Genomic DNA, 24,902 nt, shown 5'->3' on the forward strand with positions numbered 1-24,902 from the left:
CCCGACCATGACCGACTTCACCACCGTACAACTCGACTTCGACCCGCGCGGCTTCGCCACCCTCTGGCTCGACCGCCCGGACAAGAACAACGCCTTCGACGCCGCCATGCTCAAGGAGCTGATCCTCGCCCTCGACGCGCTGAAGGACCGCCGCGCGCTGCGCTTTCTCGTCCTGCGCGGACGCGGCCGGCATTTTTCCGCCGGCGCCGATCTGGCCTGGATGCGCGAGGCCGCCGATCTCGACTACGACGCCAACCTGGCCGACGCCCAGGCCCTGGCCGAGCTGATGTACAACCTTTACCACCTCAAGCTGCCGACCCTGGCCGTGGTGCAGGGCGCGGCCTTCGGCGGGGCGCTGGGGCTGATCGCCTGCTGCGACCTGGCCATCGGCGCCAGTGACGCGCAGTTCGCCCTGTCCGAGGTGCGCATCGGCCTCGCCCCGGCGGTGATCAGCCCCTTCGTGGTGCAGGCCATCGGCGAGCGCGCCGCGCGCCGTTACGCCCTGACCGGCGAGCGCTTCGACGGCGCCCGCGCCCGCGAGCTGGGTCTGCTCGCCGAGTGCTACCCGGCCGCCGAGCTGGATGGTGCGCTGGAGCAGTGGGTCGCCAGCCTGCTGCAGAACGGCCCGCAGGCGATGAAGGCGACCAAGGACCTGCTGCGCGAGGTCGGCAGCGGTGCGCTCAACCCGGCCCTGCGCCGCTACACCGAGAGCGCCATCGCCCGTCTGCGGGTTGGCCCGGAAGGCCAGGAGGGCCTGCGCGCCTTCCTGGAAAAGCGCCGCCCCGCCTGGCAGGAGGACCGCTCATGAACCGTCCTATCGACACCCTCCTGATCGCCAACCGCGGCGAGATCGCCTGCCGGGTGATGCGTAGCGCCAGGGCCCTGGGCATTCGCAGCGTGGCCGTGCACAGCGCCATCGACCGCCATGCCCGGCACGTGCGCGAGGCCGATCTGGCGGTGGACCTGGGCGGCGCCAAGCCGGCGGAGAGCTACCTGCGGATCGACGGGATCGTCGCCGCCGCCCGCGCGAGCGGCGCCCAGGCTATCCACCCCGGCTATGGCTTCCTGTCCGAGAACGCCGACTTCGCCCGCGCCTGCGAGGCGGCCGGGCTGCTGTTCCTCGGCCCGCCGGCGGCGGCCATCGAGGCGATGGGCAGCAAGTCGGCGGCCAAGGCGCTGATGGAGGCGGCCGGCGTGCCGCTGGTGCCCGGTTACCACGGCGAGGCGCAGGACTTCGAGACCTTCCGCGCCGCCGCCGAAACCATCGGCTACCCGGTGCTGCTCAAGGCCACCGCCGGCGGCGGCGGCAAGGGCATGAAGGTGGTCGAAGCGGAGGCCCAGCTGGCGGAGGCGCTGGAGTCCGCCCGCCGCGAGGCCCGGGCGGCCTTCGGCGATGCGCGCATGCTGGTGGAGAAATACGTGCTCAAGCCGCGCCACGTGGAAATCCAGGTGTTCGCCGACCGGCACGGCAACTGCCTGTACCTCAACGAGCGCGACTGCTCGATCCAGCGCCGCCACCAGAAGGTGGTCGAGGAGGCGCCGGCGCCGGGCCTGTCGCCCGCGCTGCGCCGGGCCATGGGCGAGGCGGCGGTGAAAGCGGCCCAGGCCATCGGCTACGTCGGCGCCGGCACCGTGGAGTTCCTGCTCGATGCGCGCGGCGAGTTCTTCTTCATGGAGATGAATACCCGCCTGCAGGTCGAGCACCCGGTCACCGAGGCGATCACTGGCCTCGATCTGGTCGCCTGGCAGATCCGCGTGGCCCGCGGCGAGCCGCTGCCGATCACCCAGGAGCAGGTCCCACTCAACGGTCACGCCATCGAGGTACGCCTCTACGCCGAAGACCCCGAGCACGACTTCCTGCCGGCCAGCGGCCTGCTCCAGTTGTACCGCGAGCCGGCCGCCGGTCCGGGACGCCGGGTCGACAGCGGGGTGGCCGAGGGCGATGCGGTGTCGCCGTTCTACGATCCCATGCTGGCCAAGCTGATCGCCTGGGGCGAAAACCGCGAGGAAGCGCGCCAGCGCCTGCTGGCCATGCTCGCCGAGACCGCGGTGGGCGGGGTGAGGACCAACCTGGCCTTCCTCAGGCGCGTGCTCGCCCATCCGGCCTTCGCCGGCGCCGAGCTGGACACCGGCTTTATCCCCCGCCATCGGGAGGCGCTGCTGCCGGAGCCGCGGGCGCTGCCGGAAGCCTTCTGGCAACTGGCCGCCAGCGCCTTCGTGCAGAGCGAGGCGCCGCGCCGGCGCGCAGACGATCCGCACTCGCCGTGGAGCGCCAGCAGCGGCTGGCGGGCCGGGCTGCCGGCACAGATCGACCTGACGCTGCGCTGCGGTGAGGTGCGGCGGGTGGTGCGTCTGGACGGCACGCCGCCCGCCCGCCTGCACGGCGAACGGCTGTGGCTGGAGCGGGACGGCGTGCGCCGCCAGCCTCTGGCACTGCGCCGGAGCGAGACCCTCTATCTGGAATGGGACGGCGAACTGCACGCCGTCGGCCGTGTCGATCCGCTCGACGAGGTCGAAGCCGGGCACGCCCAGCACGGCGGCCTGACCGCGCCGATGAACGGCAGCATCGTCCGCGTGCTGGTGGAAGCCGGCCAGAAGGTCGAGGCCGGCACGCCGCTGGTGGTGCTGGAGGCGATGAAGATGGAGCACAGCATCCGCGCGCCGCAGGCCGGGGTGGTCAAGGGCCTCTACTGCCGCGAGGGCGAGCTGGTCAGCGAGGGCACGGCGCTGGTGGAGCTGGAGGAGGCCTGAGGCTGGGCGGGCGTTCGCCGGCTGAGGCCGGACGATTGGGGGGATGGCCACCCCGTGGAAAACCCGCGCAGCGGTTTTCCACCATTCCTTTTTCCACCCTAGCGAGAGGTTATGCCATGACACTGCCCCAGCACGTCCGCCTGGTCGAAGTCGGCCCGCGCGACGGCCTGCAGAACGAGCCACAGCCGATCGGCGTGGCCGACAAGGTGCGCCTGGTCGACGACTTGACCGCCGCCGGCCTGGAATACGTCGAGGTCGGCAGCTTCGTCTCGCCCAAGTGGGTGCCGCAGATGGCCGGCAGCGCCGAGGTGTTCGCCGGCATCCGCCGCAAACCCGGCGTGGTCTATGCCGCGCTGACCCCCAACCTCAAGGGCTTCGAGGCCGCGCTGGAGGTCGGCGTCGAGGAGGTGGCGGTGTTCGCCGCCGCCTCCGAGAGCTTCTCGCAGAAGAATATCAACTGCTCGATCGCCGAGAGCCTGGCGCGCTTCGTGCCGGTGCTGGACGCCGCCCGCGTGCGGGGCGTGCGCGTGCGCGGCTACGTGTCCTGCGTGCTCGGCTGCCCCTACGAGGGCGAGGTCCCAGCGCAGCAGGTCGCCGGCGTGGCCGGCGAGCTGTTCGCGATGGGCTGCTACGAGGTGTCGCTGGGCGATACCATCGGCACCGGTACCGCCGGCAAGACCCGTCGCCTGTTCGAGGTGGTCGGCCGCGACATCCCGCGCGACCGGCTGGCCGGGCATTTCCACGACACCTACGGCCAGGCGCTGGCGAACGTGTACGCGAGCCTCTTGGAAGGCATCGCCGTGTTCGACGCCTCGGTCGCGGGGCTCGGCGGCTGCCCTTATGCGAAGGGCGCCAGCGGCAACCTGGCCAGCGAGGACCTGCTCTATCTGCTCAACGGCCTGGGCATCCACACCGGCATCGACCTCGACCGGCTGATCGCCGCCGGCGAACGCATCTGCGCCCTGCTCGGCCGGGACAACGGCTCGCGGGTGGCCCGGGCGCGGCGCGGCGGGTAGTTCTTCGCCGGAGACGCTGCTCCGCCCATCTACACTGAACACCTGCTCTGGCGTCGCGAATCGGACCACCGGGAGGCAGCCACCGCTATGGAAAGCTCGAATCATGAAGAGCCGGCTTGCAGGACGGGCAGTCCGCCCGGGGTTGCCGGTACGTCGATGGACCACCCGGGGAGAGCCCTCGCCATGCCGGCCATGACGCATCGCCCGTTACTGGCCAGAATGCTCGAGCAGCGCTGCTTCTTCATGTTCCTGGCCCTGCTTGCGCTGCTGGTGACGATGCCGTTCGTCGCGGACAGCCTCCTCGGCCGCGGGCTGATCGGTCTGCTCAACCTGCTGATCCTGCTGACCGCCGTCGCCGCGGTGGGGCGTTCCCGGCTTTCCTTCCTGGTTGCCGCCGCCCTCGGTCTGCCGACGCTGGTCTTTCAACTGCTCGCCCTGGCGTCGGGCTCGCGGGGCTATCTGACCCTCTCCTGGGGCTTCGGAGCGGCCTTCTATGCCTACGCCATCGCCCATCTGCTGCATTACGTGCTGCGCCGCGACGAAATGACTGCCGACAAGCTCTATGGCGCCGTCGCGGCCTACATCATGATCGCCATCTTCTGGGCCTACCTCTTCGGCGTGCTGCAGTATTTCCACCCGGGCGCCTTCGCGCTCTACGGCGCGCCCACCACCATGAACCTGGCGGACCTGATCTTCTACAGCTTCACCGTCCTTACCACCGCCGGGTTCGGCGACATCACCCCCGTGCTGATCCAGTCCCGTTTCCCGACCATCCTGGAGGCCGTGACGGGCGTGATGTACGTGGCCATCCTGATCGCGCGGCTGACGGGCGTCTATCCGGTGGTGGGGCCGAAGTCTTGATGAGGGACCGGCCCGCGCGGGCCGGCTCCGCCTGCGTCACTGCCCGTAGGCCAGGGTCGCGGGGTTGGTCGTCCCGAACGTCAGGTACCAGGGCTCCCGCAGCGGGGTGTCGGCGAAGACCTCGAACGTCTTGGCCGCCACGTCGTAGCGGCGCACGGCCCCGGTGGCCTCGGCCGGGTTGATGACGGGCACGAACAGGCGTCCCTCCGGGCCGAACAGGATCGCCTGCGAGAACACACGCGTTTCGCCGGTCTGGTAGAGGTCGATCTTGTCCAGGAAGGCTCCGCCGTCGTCGTAGATGCGGATCGAGTCCGTATCGTCCGGGCTGGCGCGGAAGCTGGTGACGTAGAGGCGGCCGTCGGGGCCGAAGACCAGGCCCTCCGGGCGGTTCAGGCGGTCGATGCCGCCCTCGTCGGCGATGAACACGTCGACGAACTTCCCTTCGGGCGTGAAGCGCAGCACATGGCCGCCCAGACCGTCCTTCTTCAGGTCCCGCACCGTGACGTAGAGCAGGTTGTCCGGCCCCTGCACGACTGCGCGCGGGTGGTAGTCGTTGTTGGGGAAGCCGGCGGCATCCAGGCGGTCGATCAGCTTGCCGTTCGCATCATAGGTAATGACGTTCCCCGGCGCGCCCCCATGCGGAAAGCCGCTGCTGGCCGTGGTCAGGTTCGCCACGTACAGGGTCTGGTTCGGGGTGCGGACGATGCCCCGGGGAGCGAAGGGCGCATTCTTGTCCGAAGCGGGCACCAGGGCGCCGAGGAGGGTTCCGGTCTGCCCGTCGAAGCGCAGGATCTCGCCGGGGATCTTCTCCTGCACGTTCTGGTTGACCACCAGCAGGTGGCCGTCGAACAGTAGGCCGAGTACTCCGTCCAGGCCGCCGCTGCCCGAGCGCACGAAGGCATCCGGATTGTTGGTGTCGTCGTTGTCGGCATCCAGGAAGGCCCCGGTGGTGGCATCGAAGCGTTTGACCGTGTTGTCGCCGTTGTCGCCGACGTACAGGATGTCCGCGAATGCGCCTTGCGCTCCGAGCAGTCCCGCCAGGGCGAGCGTGGCGAGAGGGCGAGGGCGACGGCATTGGGGTTTCGGGTTTCTGGTGTTCATTGTGTGCTCCGGTGGATAGGTGGAAGCACTCTGAACTACGACCGGGAGTTGTCGGTTGCAGGCCAATTTCATTTGGCCATCACATGCGAGTGGGGCTGTTCGCTGGAGTTCCGCGGCGAACCATTTGGCTGCCGGGAATCAGCCTCCCGGCAGCCCCTCGACAACCGCCAGCTCACTCCCGCACTGCCAGCTCCCCGCCCTTGCCGATCCCCAGCCGTCCGCTGCACAGGCGGAACACCGGCCCCGCCAGGAACAGCACCAGCAAGAGGCGCAGCACCTGCATCGCGGTGACCAGCGGCACCAGCAGGTTCAGCGCCTCGGCGGTGAGGCTCATCTCGGCGATGCCGCCGGGCACCATGCCGAGCAGCAGGGCGCGGGCGTCCAGGCCGAGGCCCAGCTCATGGCCAGGGCGATGGGCAGGGCGATCAGGATCGCCGCGACCGTCGCCAGCAGGGTGCGCAGCAGGAAGGCCGGGGCGCGGCGGAAGAAGGCGCGGTCGAAGTGGCAGCCCAGGGTGCTGCCGACCAGCCACTGGCCGACTTCGCCGGCGCCGGGCGGCAGGCCGATATGCAGGTCGAAGCCGATGCTGTACAGGATGCTGATCAGCAGGGCGCCCAGTTGCCAGGCGTTGGGGAAGCGCCAGCGCTGGAAAAGCAGCGCCAGTAGCCCGCCCAGGACGAACAGCAGGGCTAGCCAGGCGGCGTCGGGGCCGGGGTGGGCGAGGCTCGCGGCCTGCCCGTCGGCGAGCAGCCAGGCGTAGGTGGCGGGGATGCCGAGCAGCACCACGAACATCCGCAGGCTCTGGGCGGCGGCGACGTTCTGCAGGACGGCGCCGTGCCGGCTGCCCAGGTTGACCATCTCGTTGGCGCCGCCGGGCATGCTGGCGAAGTAGGCGGTGGCGAAGCTCTCGCCGTAGCGCCGGTGCAGGGCGATGCCGAGGGTGCAGGTGAGCAGGGTCAGCAGGGTGCCGAACAGCACCAGGCCCAGGTGGGCGAGGATCTGCTCCAGCACCGCCCGGTTGAAGTGCAGGCCGATGCCGATGCCGAGTATCCACTGGCCGGCCTTGACCCCGTGGGGCACGGCGACGCTCGGGCAGCCGAGGCAGCGCAGCGCGGCGACGCCGAGCAGCGAACCGATCATCCACGGCAGCGGCCAGCCGAGCAGCTGGGCGAGCCCGCCGCCGAGGGCGCCGGCCAGCGGGGTGAGTATCCAGGGGCGGCAGCGGGCCGCGAGGTCTGCAAAAGTCACGGCAAATCCTCGTGCAGGGGCGACGGCGCGCGGCGCCCGGGGCAGCGGCGCGTCGCGAAGTGGGGGACCGGGAGGGGGACCGGGAGGGCGGGTGCCGGCGGCCGGCTCAGCGGATCAGGCCGAAGTCGCGGGCCATTTCCCGGTAGCGGGCGACCTTCTGGCGGACATGCGCCTCCAGGTCCTCGCCGGTCAGGGCGTAGGGGAACAGCTCGTAGCGGTCGCGCAGGCGGGCGAAGTCCCCGGAGGCGAGCAGGCGGTCGAAGGTGTCCTTCCAGCGCCGGTAGTCGGCGTCGCTCACCTGCGGCCCCATGTAGAAGCCGCGCAGCACCGGCCAGACCACGTCGTAGCCCTGTTCGCGGGCGGTGGGGATGGCGGCCATTCCCGGCTCGTCCAGGCGCCGCTCGGCGAACACCACCAGGAGGCGGATGGCGCCGCTCTCGAGGTGCGGCATGGAGTCGGAGATGTCGGTGCTGCCCACCTGCACGTGGCCGGCGACCAGCGCCGTGGAGATTTCCCCGCCGCCCTCCAGGGCGACGTAGTGCAGCTCGTGCGGGTCGATGCCAGCCAGTCGGGCGAGCAGGGCGAGCTGCATCCAGTCCTGGCTGCCGACGGTGCCGGAGGTGCCGATCACCACCGAGTCCGGGTCCTTCCTGAGCGCCGCGAGCAGGTCGTCGAGGGTCTGGTAGGGCGAGTCGGCGCGCACCGCCAGGGCGCCGTAGCTGGTGCCGATCACCGCCAGCCAGCGCACCGCGGTCTCGTCGAAGCGGCCGAACTTGCCCAGCGCGAGGTTGAGCAGCGAGCCGCTGGAGAAGGCCACCAGGGTGTCGGGCTCGGCCGGGCGCTGCGCGGCGATGGTGTTGTAGGCCACCGCGCCGACGCCGCCCGGCATGTAGGCGAGGCGCAGCGGCTGGCCGGTCAGCCCGGCCTCCTGCAGCGCCTGGCGCGCCAGCTTGCAGACCAGGTCGAAGCCGCCGCCGGTGGCCGCCGGGACGATGCACTCCGGGGCGTGGGGCTCGGCGGCCTGGGCGCTGCCCAGCAGCAGCGCGGCGGCCAGCAGCAGGGCGCGACGGATCGATGGGCCCATGGATGTCTCCTCCGCTGCGGTTCATGGGCGGGCGCTCGGCCGGACGGGAGCGTGGCCGGGGCCGGCAGGCACAGGATACAGGCAGGAGAGCTGGGGAGGGGATGGCGCGGGGGGAGCAAGGCATGCGGGGGATTCCCTTGTTGTCGTCGTCGCCTGCGGGCGACGCTTTTGGCATCCGAGCCTAGTGCGGCTGGCTTTCGCCAGGCTTTCAGCCGGTGGGCGGGGCGCCCCGGACGTCCTGTCCGGGGCGCCCGCCGCGGTCACTCCGCCAGGGCGGCCGGCGCGGCCTGCCGGCGGCCGGCGCGGCGGCGCCAGAGGCGCAGCAGCGGCAGGACCAGCATCAGTGCGACCAGCGCCCAGGTGCCCTGGCTGATGCCGCTTTTCCAGAGGATCTCCAGTTCGCCGCTGGAGATCGACAGGGCGCGGCGCAGGTTCTCTTCCATGTGCCCGCCGAGGATGAAGCCGAGCAGCAGCGGCGACAGCGGGAAGTCCAGCTTGCGCAGGAAGTAGCCGAGGATGCCCACCGCGACCATCAGCAGCAGGTCGAAGGTGGTGGCGTGCACGGCGTAGACGCCGATGCCGGTGATGATCACGATCGCCGGCGCCAGCGCCCAGTTCGGCGCAGCGAGGATGCGGGTGAACACCTTGACCATCGGCACGTTGAGCACCAGCAGCATCAGGTTGGCGATGAACAGCGAGGCGATCAGGCCCCAGACCAGCTTCGGCTCGTTCTGGAACAGCAGCGGGCCGGGGTGATGTTGTAGAGGGTCAGCGCGCCGAGCATCACCGCCGTGGTGCCCGAGCCGGGTACGCCGAGGGTCAGCATCGGCACCATGTTGCCGCAGCAGGAGGCACCGATGGCGGTCTCCGGGGCGGCCAGGCCGCGCAGGTCGCCCTTGCCGAACTGCCCGTCGGCGCCGGCCAGGCGTTTCTCCGTCGAATAGGCCAGGGCGCTGGCCAGGGTGCCGCCGGCGCCGGGCAGCACGCCGATGATGAAGCCGCTGAGGGAGCAGCGCAGGTTGACCATGAACACCCGGCGCGCCTCGTTGAAATTGAACAGCATGCGCCCGGTGGCCTGGACCGCCTGGTGGCCGTGGTGGGTCTTCTCCAGCAGCAGGAGGATCTCGCTGACCGAGAACAGGCCGAGCACCAGGACCACGAACTGGATGCCGTCGGCGACGTGGATGCTGTCGAAGGTGAAGCGGTACACGCCGCTGTTGGCGTCGATCCCCACGCAGGAGAGGAACAGCCCGAGCAGCGCGACGACCAGGGTCTTCATCGGCTTGTCGCCGGCCATCCCGGCCAGCGACACGATGGCCAGCACCATCAGCGCGAAGTACTCGGCCGGACCGAAGGCGATCGCCCAGTCGGCCAGGAGCGGCGCGAACAGCACCATGCCGAGGGTGGCGATGAAGGCGCCGAGGAAGGAGCTCCAGGCCGACAGCGACAGGGCGACCCCGGCCCGGCCCTGGCGGGCCATCGGGTAGCCGTCCAGGCAGGTCATCAGGGTCGCCGCCTCGCCGGGATGTTGAGCAGGATCGAGGAGATCCGCCCGCCGTACTCGCAGCCCAGGTAGACCGCGGCCAGGAGGATCAGCGCCGACTCCGGCGGCAGGCCGAAGGCGAAGGCCACCGGGATCAGAATCGCCACGCCGTTGATCGGACCGAGGCCGGGCAGCAGGCCGACCACGGTGCCGATCAGGGTGCCGATCAGGGCGATCAGCAGGTTGGTCGGGGTCAGCGCGACGCCGAAGCCCTGCATCAGGAAGTTGAGGGTTTCCATGTCAGATCTCCAGGCCGGCGAGCAGGCCGAGCGGCAGGGGCACTTCGAGCAGGCGGTCGAACAGCAGGTACAGGCCGCTCGCCAGGGCCACGGCGAGGCCGAGGCTGGGCAGCCAGCGGCCGCCGTACAGGCGGGCGAAGCACAGCCCGGCGAGGCTGCTCGCGGGGATGAAGCCGAGCGGCTCGAAGGCCAGGGCGAAGCCGAGCAGCAGGGCGATGGCCACGCCCACCTTGCGGTAGGCCTGCAGGGTGGGCGGCGGCTCGTCGGGATCGTGCGCCACGGGCGTCGGGTGGATCAGCAGGTAGACCAGGCCGGCGACCAGCAGCCCCAGCATCAGCAGGGGAAAGGCCCGCGGGCCGACCGGCTCGTAGGCGAACGGCGCCTGGTAGGCGGAACCGATGTAGATCATGGCCAGCGCGGGCACGAGCCAGGCGGCCAGGAACAGGCGTTGCAGCAGCATGATGGCGTCCTCGGGCGAAGGCCCCGGGCGGGGCTTCGCCGCTCGATCACTGGGTGAGGCCGAATTCCCGGGCCAGCTCGCGGTAGCGGGCGACTTCCTTCGACACGTGGGCCTGCAGCGCGGGGCCGGTCATGGCGAAGGGGAACAGCTCGCGCTGGTCGCGCAGGCGGGCGAAGTCCTCGGAGGCGAGCAGGCGGTCGAAGGCGTCCTTCCACCAGGCGTAGTCGGCGTCGCTCACCTTGGGTCCCAGGTAGTAGCCGCGGATCACCGGCCAGACCACGTCGTAGCCCTGCTCGCGGGCGGTGGGGATGGCGGCCATCGCCGGCTCGGCCAGGCGCTGGTCGGAAAGCACCGCGAGGATGCGGATGCCGCCGCTCTGCACATGCGGCATGGAGTCGGAGATGTCGGTGCTGGCCACCTGGATATGCCCGCCGAGCAGCGCGGTGGCGATCTCGCCGCCGCCCTCCATGGCCACATAGCGCATCTTGCGCGGATCGACGCCGACGGCCTTGGCGATCAGCGCGGTCTGCATCCAGTCCTGGCTGCCGACGGTGCCGCCCGAGCCGATCACCACCTGTTCGGAATTGGCCTTGAGCGCGGCGGCCAGGTCGTCGAGGGTCTTGTAGGGCGAGTCGGCGCGCACGGCGATGGCGCCGTAGCTGGTGCCGACCGCCGCCAGCCACTTCACCGCGTTCTCGTCGAAGCGGCCGAACTTGCCCTGGGCGAGGTTCAGCAGCGAGCCGCTGGAGAAGGCGGTCAGGGTGCCGGGATCGGCCGGGCGCTGGGCGACGATGGTGTTGTAGGCCACCGCGCCGACGCCGCCGGGCATGTAGGTGACGCGCATCGGCTTCTCCAGCAGCTTCGACTCGACCAGCGCGCTCTGCGCCAGCTTGCAGGTGAGGTCGAAACCGCCGCCGGGAGCGGCCGGGGCGATGCATTCGGGGCGCTTGGGCTCGGCGCAGAGCGGGGCGGACAGCAGCACGGCGGAGCCGGCCGCCAGCAGGGTATGGCGCAGCGATGGACGCATGGAGGTTTTCCTCGGTTTGTTGTTGTTGTCGCAGGAAACGCGGTGTCAGCAGGACGGACAGGCCGCCGCGGGCGGCTGCCGCCGGCGGGCACGGAACGAAAGAAAGGCGGTTCGGGGCGGTCGGGCGCGCAGGGGCGCCGGGAACGGGATGCGAGGCATACAGTGGTTTCCATTGTTGTTGTTGTCGGGAGCCGCGTCACTGCACGGCGGCTGCCGGGGCGAGAGGCATGCGGGCGGGCCCGGGGAGCGACTCTGGAGCGATCCTAGAGCGCCAAGCTTTCATCAAGCTTTCACCGGGCTTTCGCCGCCGATCACGGCTGATCAACCTGGCTTCGTGCCTGTACACTGGCCGGCATGCCCCCCATCTGCGGAGACCGCCATGCGCATTCTTTTGGTCGAGGATCACGCCCCGCTGGCCGACAGCGTGGCCCAGGCGCTGCGCGCGGCGGGGCTGACCGTCGACGTGCTGCACGACGGGGTGGCCGCCGACCTGGCGCTGTCCAGCGAGGACTTCACCCTGGTGGTGCTCGACGTCGGCCTGCCGCGGCTCGACGGTTTCGAGGTGCTGGCGCGGCTGCGCGAGCGCGGCAACCGGGTGCCGGTGCTGATGCTCACCGCCCGCGCCGAGGTCAAGGACCGCGTGCAGGGCCTCAACCTCGGCGCCGACGACTACCTGGCCAAGCCCTTCGAGCTGACCGAGCTGGAGGCGCGGGTCAAGGCCCTGCTGCGCCGCAGCGTGCTCGGCGGCGAGCGCCAGCAGCGCTGCGGCGAGCTGGTCTACGACCTGGCCACCAGCCGCTTCGCGCTGGCCGGCGAGCCGCTCAACCTGACCGCCCGCGAGCAGGCGGTGCTGAGCGCGCTGATCGCCCGTCCCGGCCGGGTGATGAGCAAGGAGCAGCTGGCCTCCCAGGTGTTCGGCCTGGACGACGAGGTCAGCCCGGACGCCATCGAGATCTACGTCCACCGCCTGCGCCGCAAGCTGGAGGCCAGCGGCGTGCGCATCGTCACCTTCCGCGGCCTCGGCTACCTGCTGGAGGCGCGCGGTGAGTGAGCCGGCCGGCGGCATCCGCGTCGACGGCAGTCTGCGCGGGCGCCTGTTGCGGCGCATGGCGGTGCTGCTGGCGGTGCTGCTGGCGGTCAGCGGGCTGAGCGCCTACTACGACGGCCGCGAGGCCGCCGACCGGGCCTACGACCGCACCCTGCTGGCCTCGGCGCGGAGCATCGCCGACGGCCTGTCCGAGACCGACGGCAGCCTGCGCGCGGACATCCCCTACCTGGCCCTGGACAGCTTCGCCTTCGACAGCGCCGGGCGCATCTACTACCAGGTGCTGGACATCCACGGCCAGCTGGTCTCGGGCTACGAGAACCTGCCGGGCGCACCGGCGAACGCCCCGCTGACCCGCGACTACCCGGCCCTGGCGCGCTTCTACGACGCGCATTACCGGGGCCAGAACGTGCGCGTGGTCAGCCTGCAGCAGCCGGTCAGCGAAACCACCCTGAGCGGCATGGCGGAGATCCGCGTCGCCGAGACCGAGGAGGCCCGCGAGCGCATGGCCCGCGGTCTGCTCGTCGATACCCTGCTGCGCATGGGCCTCCTGGCCATCGGCGCCATGGCCCTGGCCTGGTTCGTGGTCACCGCCGCGCTGCGCCCGCTGGAGCGCCTGCGCCAGGCGGTGGACGAGCGCAGCCCGGAAGACCTCCGGCCCCTGCCGCCGGTCACGGTGCAGCGCGAGCTGCTGCCGCTGGTTTCCGCGCTGAACCTGTTCACCGGGCGCCTGCGCACCCTGCTGGAGCGCCAGTCGCAGTTCATCGCCGACGCCGCCCACGAGCTGCGCACGCCGCTGGCGGCGCTCAAGGCGCGCCTCGAACTGGGCCTGCGCGAGCGCGATCCGCAGGCCTGGTTCCGCACCCTGGAGGAGGCCCGGCAGAGCGGCGACCGCCTCTCCCACCTGGCCAACCAGCTGCTCTCCTGGGCGCGCATCGAGAGCAGCGCCCAGGCCATCGCCGAGGGCGGCGCCGAGCCGGTCGAGCTGGGCTCGCTGTGCCGCGAGCTGGGCCTGGCCCTGGCGCCGTTGGCCCACGCCCGCGGCGTGGCGCTGGCCTTCGAGGGGCCGGGCGAGGTCTGGGTGACGGGCGAGCCGACGCTGCTCAACGAGCTGCTCAGCAACCTGGTGGACAACGCCCTGGCGCACACCCCGCCGGGCGGCAACGTGATCCTGCGGGTCGCCGCGCCGGCCGTGCTGGAGGTCGAGGACGACGGTCCGGGCATTCCGGAAAGCGCCCGGCAGAAGGTCTTCGAGCGCTTCCAGCGGCTCGACCCGCAGCGCGGCGGCGCGGGACTCGGGCTGGCCATCGTCGGCGAGATCTGCCGGGCGCACCAGGCGGCGATCCGCCTGCTCGATGGCGCCGCCGGCGGGCTCAGGGTGCGGATCGAGTTCCCGCCGGTGCGCCGGGCGGAGGAGGCGTAGGGCAAGGCCGGGGTCGGCTATCGGGTGCCCGCTGAACCTGGTTTCATGCCGTCTTTTGTTTTCGACCGGTTATCCGAGATCGGCCGCTGAATATCGAGCGTGGCTGATGCGCGGCCATATTTTCCTAATGCTCAATAATGAATAAACGGAATTGCCCTTATTGAGCGTTCTTCGAACTTCTAAAATTATTCCCGAGAGACAGAAAAAGCCCCTCGACAATATTCCGGACTGAAAACAGGCATTGTCGGAAAAACCCGGCGAAGGGACCGGCTTGTCTGATGAAACAGGAGCGTGACATGAACCGTTTAGCTGTCGTGATGTTGGCCGTGGCCCCCTTTATGGCTATGGGCAACGTAGTAGATGCCGCCGAAGAGGAACCCGACCCCCTGACTGCCGATCTCCAACTTGTCGTGCCTCAGGACGCGGATAATGACGAAGCCACCGTAGAGGCTCATGACTACCAATACGGCGATAAACTGGATGTGGAAAAGGTCATCTCCATCGAAAGCGATTCGATGGCCTGTGGCGTCACTCCCGCGGTCATGACCTACGAGGACTCCCATGGCGAGAGACACGTCCTGCGTTATCAGGTCATGGGCACCGGTTGCCAGAACGGCTGAGGCTGGCGCCTTTGACTCGGCTATTGCCGAATCTCCGTTAAGTTAAGTTTCAGCTTGGAGTGCTAGGGAAGTGCATGTCTTGCGGAATTCTCTGTTGCACTTTTGAAGATGGGTGCCCACCGCCGTCGCCCGAAATACAACGCCATATTTAGTTATTACGAACTATCGGACAGTGGCGTGACGACGATACTTTTGCGCCGGTGCTACAGCACTTGCATCGGCGCCCGGACAAGTTGATCGATCCGGATATCTGAATAGGGGCACCACTTCGGTTCGAGCACTCCGGGCCGCCGGTGGTACGGGAAAGAAGTTCGCCAGAGCCGCTCCCCCGCGGGCGTTGAATGCCGTTGCCCGCGACGATCCCGTCGCGATCTTTCGAAGTGCTGAAGTCCAACAATGCAGTCGCCCGGCATCTGGTCCGGGCGCTCTCGTTTTCCGAGTGCCTGTGTCGCCTTGCATCCGGAAAGACGTCATTCCCCGTATTTAACCGCACCGCGCCCCCGGAACCCGGGGCACGGCGCGGAGGTGCGGGCACTCAAGCCGAACGCGCGCCGGTACGGATGATCGTTCCGACGTGCTCGCCGCGCAGCGCGGCGGTGAGGCGGCCCGGCACCAGGCCGTTGACCACTTGCACGCGCTCGAGCTGGCGGGCGTTGGCCATGACTTCGAGGAGCGCGCAGTCGAACGGCAGCGTGCCTTCGGCCTTCGCCAGCTCGGCGGCGCTGGTCTCGGCCAGGAACTGCGCCTTGCCGGCGTCGGGGCCTTTCGGGTCGGCGGTGTACACCCCGTCGACGTCTTCGACGATGGTCAGACCGGCCGCGCCGAGCGCATCGGCGACCAGGAAGGCGCCGGTGTCGGCGCGGTGCGGCGGGATGCGCGAGCCCGGGAACTCGTGGTGGTGGTAGGGCGGGAAGGCGCTGCCGACCACGGCGCGGGTGGCGGAGAGGTGGATGGCCAGCTGGCTCTCGATGGTCGGGTGCTCGACGTAGGAGACGCCCTCGGAGGCGAGCATCGCGGCGAGGATGTGGCCGTTCTGCCCGGCTTCGCTGGCGGCCAGCGGGGCGAGCGAGCCGACCGGCAGGCCGAGGTCGAGGCCGACGCTGAAGACGTGGCGGGCACGGATGCCGGCGCCGGTGAGAATCAGCAGGCGGTGCTCGGGCAGCAGTTTGCGCAGTTCCTCGACCAGCGGCAGGATCGCGTCGGCGCCGCGGTCCATGAGGCGGCCGCCGATCTTGACGACCTGCAGCCAGGGCAGCAGACGGATCGGGCGCTTGTCGGCGACCGGGCGGGTCAGGTCGCGGTCCTGCAGGGTCTGGCTCGCGAGCGGCGAGAGAACGTGCTTGATGGTGTTGGTCATGGCCGTGCTCCTCAGCTCGCGGTGATGATGGTGCCGACGTGCTCGCCTGCGAGCGCGCGGGTCAGGTTGCCGGGGACGAGGCCGTTGACGACCTGTACTTCGCGGATGTGCTGGGCGTTCTGCAGCAGGTCGAGCACCGGGAATTCGAGGATCGAGTCGTGCAGGCCCTTCTCCTTCATCTCGTCGACGGAGATCTTCGGAATGAAGGTGGCGTCCTTCGAGGTCTTCGGGTTGGCGGTGTAGAGGCCGTTCTCGTCCTTCACGTAGATCATCTGCTTGCAGCCGAACTGCTCGGCCATCAGGAAGCAGCCGGCGTCGGTGCGGTAGGGCGGAATCACGCCTTCGGCAGAGGGACGCATCCACAGCTTGTAGGGCGGCATGCCGCTGAAAATCACGGCGTTGACTTCGGCGAGCGACAACGGCACGGCGGAAAGGCCGGCACCGCCGACCACCGGGATACCGTGCTTGGCCAGCAACTGGCCGAGCATGGCGGCGTTCTGGTCGGCCACCGAGGAGCCCAGCTGGGCGAGCACGCCGGCCGGCAGGCCGAGGCCCGCGGCGATCGAGTAGAGATGGCGGGCGCGGGTGCCGGCGCCGGTACCGATCAGCAGCTTGTGGTTCTTGCGGGCGGCGACGATTTCCTCCACCAGCGGGTAGACAGCCGCGCGACCGCGGTCGATGACGCTCTGGCCGCCGATTTTGAGGACAGTCGCCTCCGGCAGGATGCGGAAATCCGCAGCCTGCGCCGCAGCCGCCAGAAGCTGCGGGTCGGTCAGCGAGCGCTGCATGAGGAGCTCTTCGAGCTCCGCGGTCGAGTGGGTCATGGAGGATCCTCTAGTCGTTTCGTTGCTGTTCACCGCAGCACTTCGGGCAGACCCGCAGAGGCGCGGCCCTCCCGGAAATACCCTGCGGAATATCCGGGATTGCTTTCGAGAACTTGTTCGGTGATGGATCGATGTGTCTGTAATAAGCACATCGCCCTTTAATTTTACGAAGTGGAATTCTATAGGCACAACCGCAGAATAGTTGGGTTTCTATATCCAACTGTCTATTGGAATTCATGACGCTCGATTGGCGGCTGTCTTTGCCATGCTGTCCGATCGTTCCGAACGGCCGTGAAGGCACTATTCCTGGTCTGCGCATGACAGTTCAATGGATGAATTCTGGCGGAAGTCGTGAAGACGGTGGTCGATGGCATGGATTTACCGCCTGCGCCCGTCGCGGAACTCTTCCCATTCCGGGACGCTGATACATGGACATGCCGGTGTCCGGGCTCTCCCTGCTATCGGCAAAGGGGCGGGCAATATGTTCCTGATAGTCAACGATGAATGATCGAAAAGGCGCTTATTCGAAAGGCGCCGAACTTCTAGAATAATCTCCAGAGCGACGGAAAAAGTCCCTCGGGAACATTCCAGTTTTCAAACAGGCATCGCCGGGCAAACCCGGTGAAGGGACCGGCATCGCCTGATGCAACGGGAGAACGATGATGAAATCCTTGGCTGTTCTGATGGTGGCCGCGGTTCCCTTCATGGCCATGAGCAATGCTGCTTCTGCCGCCGAAGAGCGTCCCGACCCTCTGACCGCCGATCTCCAGCTTGTCCAGCCCGGCAATGGCGAAGCGGTCGTCGAGGCCCATGACTACCGCTCCGGCGAGAAACTGGACGTGCACAAAGTCATTTCCATAAAGAGCGATTCGTCGGTTTGCGGGGTGACGCCGGCCGTCATGACCTACGAAGACTCCCAGGGCGGTATGCATGCCATGCGTTATCAGGTCATGGGCGGTGGTTGCCAGGGCTGAAGTTCGAACTTTCGGCTCGACCGAATATAAGGTGGGTATTGTGACGGTCCACTCCGCGAAGTTGCAGTAAGCGTATCGGCGACTTGCCAAGTTCGATATTCCGAAGGCCAGGCGAATTGCCAGATCCCCTGGCCTTCGTTCGTCTTGCAATAATTTACGACAACTTCGGCGCATAACTTCCTTGTGCCCGATAAAGCCCTGTCGCCGTCTTGAAGGTGTGTGGGGATATTTATCGGTGCGCCTCCATTAAGTCCTGTTTCAGTTTGGGTTGATATAAAGCTGCATGTCTTAAAAAGTTGTCTGGAGACTTGCAGTGAAGTTGCTTCGGTTCGTATGTTTATGGCCGGTCGTGGGCGTGTTGTCGTCCACCGTTGGATCGATTGCACAGGCGTCGTCCGGCGAAGCCGGCGATTATCCGCATATTCCGGAACCGATGGTTTTCGACATGATGCGTCCGCTCGGCGCGAAGCAGGGCGAGTTGGAAGCCAATGTGCTCGCCAGCGGCCCCTTGTCGGAGTCCGATCAGAAAACCGAATGGGCGCCGGAGGCGGAATATGCCTTTGCCGACGGCTGGGCCGTCGAGTTCGAGTTTCCCTTCGAAGACGACCGGCTGAGCGAATACAAGCTGGGGCTGCAGGCCACGCTCGGCACCTTCAACCAGGGACGCTCCGCCCACGGCGTGCAATACATGAACATCTACGACCGCGAGCAGCACAAATACTTCAACACCCTGGTCTATACGCTGGGCCACCGATTCAACGCGCGCTGGAGCACCATGAGCATGCTCGGGCTGGCCGATATCAGCTGGTCCGGCGCCAGCAGGCGCAATCAGCTGATCGTCAACCATTCGACCTTTTACGACGCGAGCGAAAACACGGTGCTCGGGGTCGAGCTCAATTATCGCAGCGGCCATGAGGGGCATGTCCTGCTGATGCCCCAGGTTCATTACAAACTGAGCCGGGCGGTGAACGTCCAGTTCGGTCTCGGAGCCAGCAAGGCGCGCGGCGAGTCGGCGCTCGCCGAGGCCGGCCTGCGCATCGTGCGCCAGTTCTGAACGACCCTTCGGCCAAAGAACTCGAAGCGCTTTCCGGCGGTCGGAAAGGAGCGTCCATGGTTCGGCCGCTCCGACGTGCCTTCGGGGCGCACGGGAAGTGCGGTGTTCAGTAATCGCGACGATGTCACGGGCCGGGATGGCTTGTTCGGGCAGTCGGCTGTTTCCGTCCCTCTCCCTCACATTGCGTTCAAGTACGCATTCTGGATACGGAAGCGAAGCAAATGGATTTCAACGTCAAGGATTTCGGGGCAAAGGGCGACGGCAGGACGGACGACACGGATGCCATCCAGGCGGCGATCGACGCCGCCTACAAGGCCGGCGGGGGGACCGTCTACCTGCCGGCCGGCGAGTACCGGGTCAGCGGCGGCGACAAGTCGTCGGATGGCGCGCTGATGATCAAGAGCAACGTCTACCTGGTCGGCGCCGGGATGGGCGAGACGGTGATCAAGCTGGTCGACGGCTGGGACCAGAACCTCACCGGCATGATCCGCTCGGCCAATGGCGAACAGACGCACGACTACGGCATCAGCGACCTGACCCTCGACGGCAACCGCGACAACACCAGCGGCCGGATCGACGGCTTCTATACCGGCTACATCCCCGGCGAGGACGGCGCCGACCGCAACGTCACGGTCGAGCGGGTCGAGGTCCGCGAGATGTCCGGCTACGGCTTCGACCCCCACGAGCAGACCGTCAACCTGACGATCCGCGACAGCGTGGCCCACGACAACGGCCTCGACGGCTTCGTCGCCGACTACCTGATCGACAGCACCTTCGAGAACAACGTTTCCTATAACAACGACCGCCACGGCTTCAACGTGGTCACCAGCACCCACGACTTCACCCTGAGCAACAACGTCGCCTACGGCAACGGCGGCAATGGCCTGGCGATCCAGCGGGGCATGGAGGATATCGCCCAGCCGGCCAATATCCTGATCGACGGCGGTGCCTACCACGACAACGCCCTGGAAGGCGTGCTGCTGAAGATGACCCACGACGTCACCCTGCAGAACGCCGAGGTCTACGGCAACGGCGCCTCCGGCGTGCGCCTCTCCGGGGCGGAGGACGTGCAGCTTCTCGACAACCGGATCCACGACAACGCGCAGAACGGCAGCTACCCGGAGGTCCTGCTGCAGGCCTTCGACGACAGCCAGGTCACCGGGGAGCGTTACGAAACCCTGAACGCCTGGATCGAGGGCAACCTCATCGAGGCCTCGGCCAACGCCGACTACGCCGTGCAGGAGCGCAACGACGGCAGCGACTACACCACCCTGCGGGACAACGACATCAGCGGCGGGAAGGTCGCCGCGGTGCAACTCTCCGGGAGCCATTCGACGGTGGCCGATTCGTCTCCCGTGCTCGTCCAGGGCAGCGACGGCAACGATGTGCTGGCCGGCGGCGAGGCCGACGAGCAGCTTCTCGGCGCTGCCGGCGACGACCGCCTGGACGGCGGGGGCGGCGACGATCTGCTCGACGGCGGCGCCGGACGCGACCGGCTGACCGGCGGCGAGGGCGCCGACACCTTCGTCTTCTCCGCCCGCGAGGACAGCTACCGTACCGGCAGTTCCAGCCTGGCCGACCTGATCCTCGACTTCGCGGCTGGCGAGGACCTGATCGACCTCTCGGCGCTGGGCTTCTCCGGCCTGGGCGACGGCCACGACGGCACCCTGGCCGTGCAGCTGAACGGCACCGGCTCGCGCACCTACCTCAAGAGCTACGAGGCCGACGAGCAGGGCAAGCGTTTCGAGGTCGCCCTGGACGGCAACCATGCCGGTTTGAGCGAGGCCAGCTTCGTCTTCGGCGAGAGCGGCAGCGCCACGGAGCTGGAGGTGGTCGGCAGCAGCGCGCAGAGCGATCCGGTGGCCTGACGTGCCCGTTGCCGCCGGCGTGCGCCGCCACGGGAGCGGGATCAGTTGATGCTGTAGCCCCGTCCGTTCAGGCAGGCGCCCAGCGCCCGCCGGTAGTAGTCGGCGGTGCCTGCCGCCGGCGCCTGGCTGGCGGTGGACGGGTCGAAGCCGCTCTGGTTGACCGCCCAGCGATGGCACTCGTAGCGGTCGCGCGCCTGCTGGTCCTGGTTCTGCCCGGCCGACGGGTAGGCGATCACCTCGTAGCTGTTGGCCGGCAGCGCCGGCACCGCGGGCGGCGGCTGGACCACCACGTACTGCTTGCGGTCGGCGCTCCACAGGTAATAGGTGCCGGCGGCGAGGAAGTACAGGGTGCTGCCGATCCACACCTCGCGGGCGTAGTCCGGCAGGCCGTGGCCGTGTCCCGGGCCGTGCGGGCCCCAGGCAGGACCGGGACCGGGGCCCGGGCCGGGGCTTGGGCCGGGACCGCCGGGACCGTCGTGCGGGCCGGCCAGGACCGGGCCGCAGAGGGCCGCCAGCAGCAGGGCGATCGCCGTGTGTCGACCGGGGGATTTCATCGTGCGCCTCCTGGTGAGAGAGGGCGGGGCCTGCCCCGCCGTTGGCCGGATTATCGGCGTCGCAGCGGTAAGGGACTGTCAGGGCAGGGTAAAGATGGGTAAAGGTCGCTGCGTCCCGCGGACGCTTGCCAGGCCCAAGGCGCCCGGTCAGGATTGAGCGTCCTGGCCGGATTCAAGGAGAGCCGGTGCCTTCCCCCTGCGTTCGCGTGTTCTGTGGTTCGTTCCGTTGATGCTGGCAAGCGCCGGCGGCTGGTTCTGGCGCGATTGGCGCGGGCCCGAGCTGCCCGGCTATCGCCTGGAGCTGCGGCCTTTGGTGCAGCGGGTGGTGGCCAGCGGCGAGGTCGGCAGCCAGTCCCTTGCCCAGGTCGGCAGCGAGATCACCGGCGTGGTGGCGGTCCGTCACGTGCGCGAGGGCGATGCGGTGCGCGCCGGCGACCTGCTCCTCGAGCTGCGCGACGACGAGCAGCGCGCCCGGGTGCGCGAGGCCGAGGCGGCGCTGGAGCAGTTGCTGCGCTCCACCCGCCCGCAGGCCGAGGCGCTGCTGAACGAGACCCGGACCAACCTGGAGCAGGCGCGCCGCGAGCGGGAGCGCCGCGACGTGCTCGCCGAGCGCCGGGTGATCGCCGCCGAGGAGCGCGAGCAGGCACGCCGCGCCGAGACGGCCGCGCGGGTGGCTCACGAGCGGGCGCGTCTGGCCGCCGCGGCGCTGGCCGAAGGCGGCAGCGAGGAGCGGGTGCTGCGCCAGCGCCTGGAGGCGGCGCGGGTGGCGCTGGCGCGCACGCGCATCCATGCCCAGGTCGACGGCATCGTGCAGACCCGCGCGGTGGAGCCCGGCGATCTGGTGCAGCCGGGGCGCACCCTGCTGGAGATCGCCCGCGAGGGCACCCGCGAGATCCTCCTGCCGCTGGACGAGAAGGACCTGGCGCCGGTCGAGCCCGGGCAGCTCGCCCAAGTGGCCGCCGACGCCTACCCCGAGCGGGTCCTCGCCGCCCGGGTCAGTTACCTGGCGCCGGCGGTGGATACCAGCCGCGGCACCCTCGACGTGCACCTGGACCTGCTCGAGCCGGCCGACTTCCTGCGCCAGGGCATGACCGTCTCGGTGAACATCGAGACCGGCCGCCGCGAGCAGGCGCTGGTGCTGCCCAACGACGCCGTGCAGGGACGCGACGGCTCGCGCGGTGCGGTGCTGCGCCTGAACGGCGAGCATGTCGAGCGGGTGGCGGTGCGTCTGGGCCTGCGCGGCACCGCGCTCAGCGAGGTGCTCGAGGGTCTGGCGCCCGGCGACCGGGTGCTGGCCGTGGCGGCGGCGGAGGGCGCGCGGGTGCGCCTGCGCGAGCAGCCGCTGCCCCTGGGGCGGACGGAGTGAGCGCGATGGGCCTGGGCGGATCGCTGTGGCTGGAGTGGAAGATCGCCCTGCGCTTTCTGCTCGACAACTACCTGCAGACGCTCTTGATTCTGGTGGGGATCACCGTCGGCTGCGCGGTGATCGTGTTCATCACCGCGCTGGTCACCGGGCTGCAGAGCAACGTCATCGCCCGCACCCTGGGCACCCAGGCGCATATCCGCATGCTGCCGCCGGACGAGGTCAACCGCGTGCTGCCCGCGCCGCCCGGAATGCTCGCCCTCGACCAGGAAAACCCGCGCCCGCAGCGGCTGCGCTCGATCAGCAACTGGCAGGAGGTGCGCGACGTGCTCGACCGGGAATCCGCCATCCTCGCCGTGTCGCCGGTGGTCAGCGGGCCGGCCATGGGCCGGCGCGGCGTGGCGCGGGCTTCCGTCGCCCTGCTGGGCATCGACCCGGAGCGCTACCAGCGCGTGGTGCCGGTGGCCGACGATCTGATCGCCGGGCGCTTCGAGGTCGGCGCCGGGCATGCGGTGATCGGCAAGGAGCTGGCCGACGACCTGGGCCTGGACCTGGGCGACAAGCTGCGCCTGGATGCCGGCGAGGGACGCGAGGCGATCGTTGACATCGCCGGCATCTTCGTGCTCGGCGTGCGCGAGCTGGACGCCCGCCACGTCTACCTGGATCTCAAGCAGGCGCAGACCCTGCTCGACCTGCCCGGCGCGGTGACGGTGATCGACACCAAGGTCGCCGACATCTTCGCCGCCGAGGACATCGCCGTGCGCCTGGCCCGGCTCACCGGACTGAAGGCCGAGAGCTGGATGGCCACCAACGGCGAGCTGCTCAATGCGCTGCGCTCGCAGACCATGACCACCCAGATGATCCGCCTCTTCGTCGGCCTCTCGGTGGCCTTCGGCATCGCCAGCGTGCTGGCGGTGAGCGTGGTCCAGCGCACCCGCGAGATCGGCATCCTGCGCGCCATGGGCAGCCCGCGCGGGCAGATCCTGCGGGTCTTCCTGCTCCAGGGCGGGCTGCTCGGGCTGCTCGGCTCGGGGATCGGCGGGGGGCTGGCCTGGCTGCTGGTGCAGGCCTTCAACCGCTTCGGCGCCCGGCTGTTCGAGATCCTCGTCGAGCCGACCCTGATTCCCGGCGCCATGGCGGTGGCGACCCTCACCGGGGTGCTCGCCGCCGCCGTGCCGGCGCGTCGCGCCGCGCACTACGACCCGGCGGTGGCGATCCGCTATGTCTGAGCCCGAAGAAGTCCTGCGCCTGGCCGGCGTGCGCAAGGTCTACAACCTCGGCACGCCGCAGGAAACCGAGGTGCTGCACGGCATCGACCTGCGCCTGGCGCGCGGCGAGCTGAGCGCGCTGATCGGCCCGTCCGGCTCGGGCAAGAGCACCCTGCTCAACCTCATCGGCCTGCTCGACAGCCCGAGCGCCGGCGAGCTCTACCTGCTGGGCCGGCCGACCCGCGCACTGGACGATGCGGCGCGCACCCGCCTGCGCAACGAGGCGATCGGCTTCGTCTTCCAGTTCCACCACCTGATCCCGGCCTTCAGCGTGCTGGACAACGTGCTGATGCCGCTGATGATCCGCCACGGCAAGCCGGATGCCGCGGACATCGAGCGCGCTCGCGGCCTCTTGGCCGAGGTCGGCCTCGAAGGCTTCGCCGCCAAGAAGGCCACCGAGCTGTCCGGCGGCCAGCAGCAGCGCGTCGCCATTGCCCGCGCGCTGGTCACCCATCCGGCCCTGCTGCTGGCCGACGAGCCGACCGGCAACCTGGATACCCGCACCGCGGAGAACGTCTTCGAGCTGTTCCGCCGCTTCAACGCCCAGTTCGGCTGCGCGGTGCTGGTGGTCACCCACGACCCGCGCCTGGCGGCCGGCTGCCCGCGCACCGTCGAGCTGGTGGACGGGCGGATCGTCGGCGCGCCGGCTCAGGCAGCCGGCCCCGCGTCTTCCTGAGCGATTCTTTCCGGAAAGTACGAAGCCTTTGGCCAAGCAGTGAATTTATCCTGGACCGTTAGGAAAATAATCTATAGCTGGCTTACGAAAAAGCCGCGACACCTGCAGATACCGGCTCACGCAAACGGCCCGGCAGGTTGCGCAGTGCCTTCAGCGTCATTCGTTCCGACTGAAGACTTTCCAAAGTTTGCACAGTTAGGACATTCCCGATGAAACGCTTCCTGTCCGTTTTCATGACCGCCGCCTCCCTTGCCCTGCTGAGCGGCACAATGGTCCAGGCCGCCGAGCAGCCCAAGGTCGAGCATTACTCCTACGCCACCAAGCTGGACATCGCCAAGGTCATCAGCGTCGAAGATCCGGGCAACGTCTGCGAAGTCGTGCCCGTGCACATGGTCTACGAAGACCATCAGGGCCAGCGGCACGTCGTCGAATACAGCGTCATGGGCAAAGGGTGCCAGGGCAACTGATACGGACCCCTTCCGCCGCCGGCCCGGCACTTCGGTCCTGACGAACGCCGCCTCGCGGCCGGCGTGAAAAGACCCAACG

At 69.0% G+C, this 24,902-nt stretch carries 21 protein-coding genes and 2 pseudogenes; 14 read left to right on the forward strand and 9 right to left on the reverse strand.

Going from position 1 to position 24,902, the window contains the following annotated elements; genetic code table 11:
• The first annotated feature begins 7 nt into the window (after window positions 1-7).
• From Atro_RS14695 to Atro_RS14710, 4 genes are all read left to right on the forward strand, one after another.
• Window positions 8-808, forward strand: a complete 801-nt coding sequence (locus Atro_RS14695; protein ID WP_497923392.1) for a gamma-carboxygeranoyl-CoA hydratase — start codon at window positions 8-10, stop codon at window positions 806-808.
• A complete protein-coding gene (locus tag Atro_RS14700) occupies window positions 805-2,751 on the forward strand; it encodes an acetyl/propionyl/methylcrotonyl-CoA carboxylase subunit alpha (RefSeq protein WP_497923394.1) in 1,947 nt (648 codons plus the stop codon). The genes Atro_RS14695 and Atro_RS14700 overlap by 4 nt, the downstream gene beginning before the upstream one ends.
• A 116-nt stretch (window positions 2,752-2,867) precedes the next feature.
• Window positions 2,868-3,767: a hydroxymethylglutaryl-CoA lyase gene (locus Atro_RS14705; RefSeq protein ID WP_497923395.1), complete on the forward strand. Its 900-nt coding sequence runs from the start codon at window positions 2,868-2,870 to the stop codon at window positions 3,765-3,767.
• Window positions 3,768-3,950: 183 nt separating this feature from the next.
• A complete protein-coding gene (locus Atro_RS14710) occupies window positions 3,951-4,628 on the forward strand; it encodes a potassium channel family protein (protein ID WP_497923396.1) in 678 nt (225 codons plus the stop codon).
• Between the two features lie 36 nt (window positions 4,629-4,664).
• On the opposite strand, the gene Atro_RS14715 is transcribed toward Atro_RS14710, so the two are convergent.
• The 6 genes and pseudogenes from Atro_RS14715 to Atro_RS14740 form a co-directional block, all read right to left on the reverse strand.
• Window positions 4,665-5,729: an NHL repeat-containing protein gene (locus Atro_RS14715; RefSeq protein ID WP_497923397.1), complete on the reverse strand. Its 1,065-nt coding sequence runs from the start codon at window positions 5,727-5,729 to the stop codon at window positions 4,665-4,667.
• Window positions 5,730-5,901: 172 nt separating this feature from the next.
• Window positions 5,902-6,977, reverse strand: a pseudogene (locus Atro_RS14720) (AbrB family transcriptional regulator).
• A gap of 106 nt (window positions 6,978-7,083) precedes the next feature.
• Window positions 7,084-8,061, reverse strand: coding sequence for a Bug family tripartite tricarboxylate transporter substrate binding protein (locus tag Atro_RS14725; protein WP_497923398.1), 978 nt, complete (start codon window positions 8,059-8,061; stop codon window positions 7,084-7,086).
• Window positions 8,062-8,321: 260 nt separating this feature from the next.
• Window positions 8,322-9,843: pseudogene (locus Atro_RS14730) on the reverse strand (tripartite tricarboxylate transporter permease).
• A 1-nt stretch (window position 9,844) separates the two neighbouring features.
• Window positions 9,845-10,303, reverse strand: a complete 459-nt coding sequence (locus Atro_RS14735) for a tripartite tricarboxylate transporter TctB family protein (protein ID WP_497923400.1) — start codon at window positions 10,301-10,303, stop codon at window positions 9,845-9,847.
• 46 nt (window positions 10,304-10,349) lie between these two features.
• Window positions 10,350-11,330, reverse strand: coding sequence for a Bug family tripartite tricarboxylate transporter substrate binding protein (locus Atro_RS14740; protein ID WP_497923402.1), 981 nt, complete (start codon window positions 11,328-11,330; stop codon window positions 10,350-10,352).
• Between the two features lie 379 nt (window positions 11,331-11,709).
• Here Atro_RS14740 and Atro_RS14745 point away from each other — a divergent pair, with 379 nt between their 5' ends.
• The 3 genes from Atro_RS14745 to Atro_RS14755 all read left to right on the forward strand — a co-directional run bounded on the left by Atro_RS14745 (window position 11,710) and on the right by Atro_RS14755 (window position 14,418).
• Window positions 11,710-12,381 carry a response regulator gene (locus Atro_RS14745; protein ID WP_497923404.1) on the forward strand — a complete coding sequence of 224 codons (672 nt, stop codon included), beginning with the start codon at window positions 11,710-11,712 and terminating at the stop codon, window positions 12,379-12,381.
• 13 nt (window positions 12,382-12,394) lie between these two features.
• On the forward strand, window positions 12,395-13,798 hold the full coding sequence (locus Atro_RS14750; RefSeq protein ID WP_497927690.1) for a sensor histidine kinase: 1,404 nt from the start codon (window positions 12,395-12,397) through the stop codon (window positions 13,796-13,798).
• Between the two features lie 296 nt (window positions 13,799-14,094).
• Window positions 14,095-14,418: a DUF2790 domain-containing protein gene (locus Atro_RS14755; RefSeq protein WP_497923406.1), complete on the forward strand. Its 324-nt coding sequence runs from the start codon at window positions 14,095-14,097 to the stop codon at window positions 14,416-14,418.
• A 535-nt stretch (window positions 14,419-14,953) separates the two neighbouring features.
• Here Atro_RS14755 and Atro_RS14760 read toward each other — a convergent pair.
• Window positions 14,954-15,775, reverse strand: coding sequence for an amino acid kinase family protein (locus Atro_RS14760; protein ID WP_497923408.1), 822 nt, complete (start codon window positions 15,773-15,775; stop codon window positions 14,954-14,956).
• Window positions 15,776-15,786: 11 nt separating this feature from the next.
• On the reverse strand, window positions 15,787-16,599 hold the full coding sequence (locus tag Atro_RS14765; RefSeq protein ID WP_497923410.1) for an amino acid kinase family protein: 813 nt from the start codon (window positions 16,597-16,599) through the stop codon (window positions 15,787-15,789).
• 662 nt (window positions 16,600-17,261) lie between these two features.
• Here Atro_RS14765 and Atro_RS14770 point away from each other — a divergent pair.
• The 3 genes from Atro_RS14770 to Atro_RS14780 all read left to right on the forward strand — a co-directional run bounded on the left by Atro_RS14770 (window position 17,262) and on the right by Atro_RS14780 (window position 20,495).
• Entirely contained in the window at window positions 17,262-17,573 is a 312-nt protein-coding gene (locus tag Atro_RS14770; protein WP_497923411.1) for a DUF2790 domain-containing protein, read from the forward strand.
• A gap of 313 nt (window positions 17,574-17,886) precedes the next feature.
• Entirely contained in the window at window positions 17,887-18,627 is a 741-nt protein-coding gene (locus Atro_RS14775; protein ID WP_497923413.1) for a hypothetical protein, read from the forward strand.
• 221 nt (window positions 18,628-18,848) lie between these two features.
• Window positions 18,849-20,495 carry a glycosyl hydrolase family 28-related protein gene (locus tag Atro_RS14780; RefSeq protein ID WP_497923415.1) on the forward strand — a complete coding sequence of 549 codons (1,647 nt, stop codon included), beginning with the start codon at window positions 18,849-18,851 and terminating at the stop codon, window positions 20,493-20,495.
• Window positions 20,496-20,536: 41 nt separating this feature from the next.
• On the opposite strand, the gene Atro_RS14785 is transcribed toward Atro_RS14780, so the two are convergent.
• On the reverse strand, window positions 20,537-21,049 hold the full coding sequence (locus Atro_RS14785) for a hypothetical protein (protein ID WP_497923416.1): 513 nt from the start codon (window positions 21,047-21,049) through the stop codon (window positions 20,537-20,539).
• Window positions 21,050-21,278: 229 nt separating this feature from the next.
• Between Atro_RS14785 and Atro_RS14790 the strand changes: the two genes are divergently transcribed.
• The 4 genes from Atro_RS14790 to Atro_RS14805 all read left to right on the forward strand — a co-directional run bounded on the left by Atro_RS14790 (window position 21,279) and on the right by Atro_RS14805 (window position 24,823).
• Window positions 21,279-22,415 carry an efflux RND transporter periplasmic adaptor subunit gene (locus Atro_RS14790; protein ID WP_497927691.1) on the forward strand — a complete coding sequence of 379 codons (1,137 nt, stop codon included), beginning with the start codon at window positions 21,279-21,281 and terminating at the stop codon, window positions 22,413-22,415.
• 5 nt (window positions 22,416-22,420) lie between these two features.
• Window positions 22,421-23,641 (forward strand): ABC transporter permease, encoded by a 1,221-nt coding sequence (locus Atro_RS14795; RefSeq protein ID WP_497923419.1) that lies wholly within the window; start codon window positions 22,421-22,423, stop codon window positions 23,639-23,641.
• Complete coding sequence (locus Atro_RS14800; RefSeq protein WP_497923423.1) at window positions 23,634-24,356, forward strand: ABC transporter ATP-binding protein; 723 nt, start codon at window positions 23,634-23,636, stop codon at window positions 24,354-24,356. Before Atro_RS14795 ends, Atro_RS14800 begins: the two co-directional genes overlap by 8 nt.
• A 209-nt stretch (window positions 24,357-24,565) precedes the next feature.
• Complete coding sequence (locus Atro_RS14805) at window positions 24,566-24,823, forward strand: DUF2790 domain-containing protein (protein ID WP_497923428.1); 258 nt, start codon at window positions 24,566-24,568, stop codon at window positions 24,821-24,823.
• Window positions 24,824-24,902: the final 79 nt, after the last annotated feature.

This window comes from Azotobacter tropicalis (assembly GCF_059739045.1).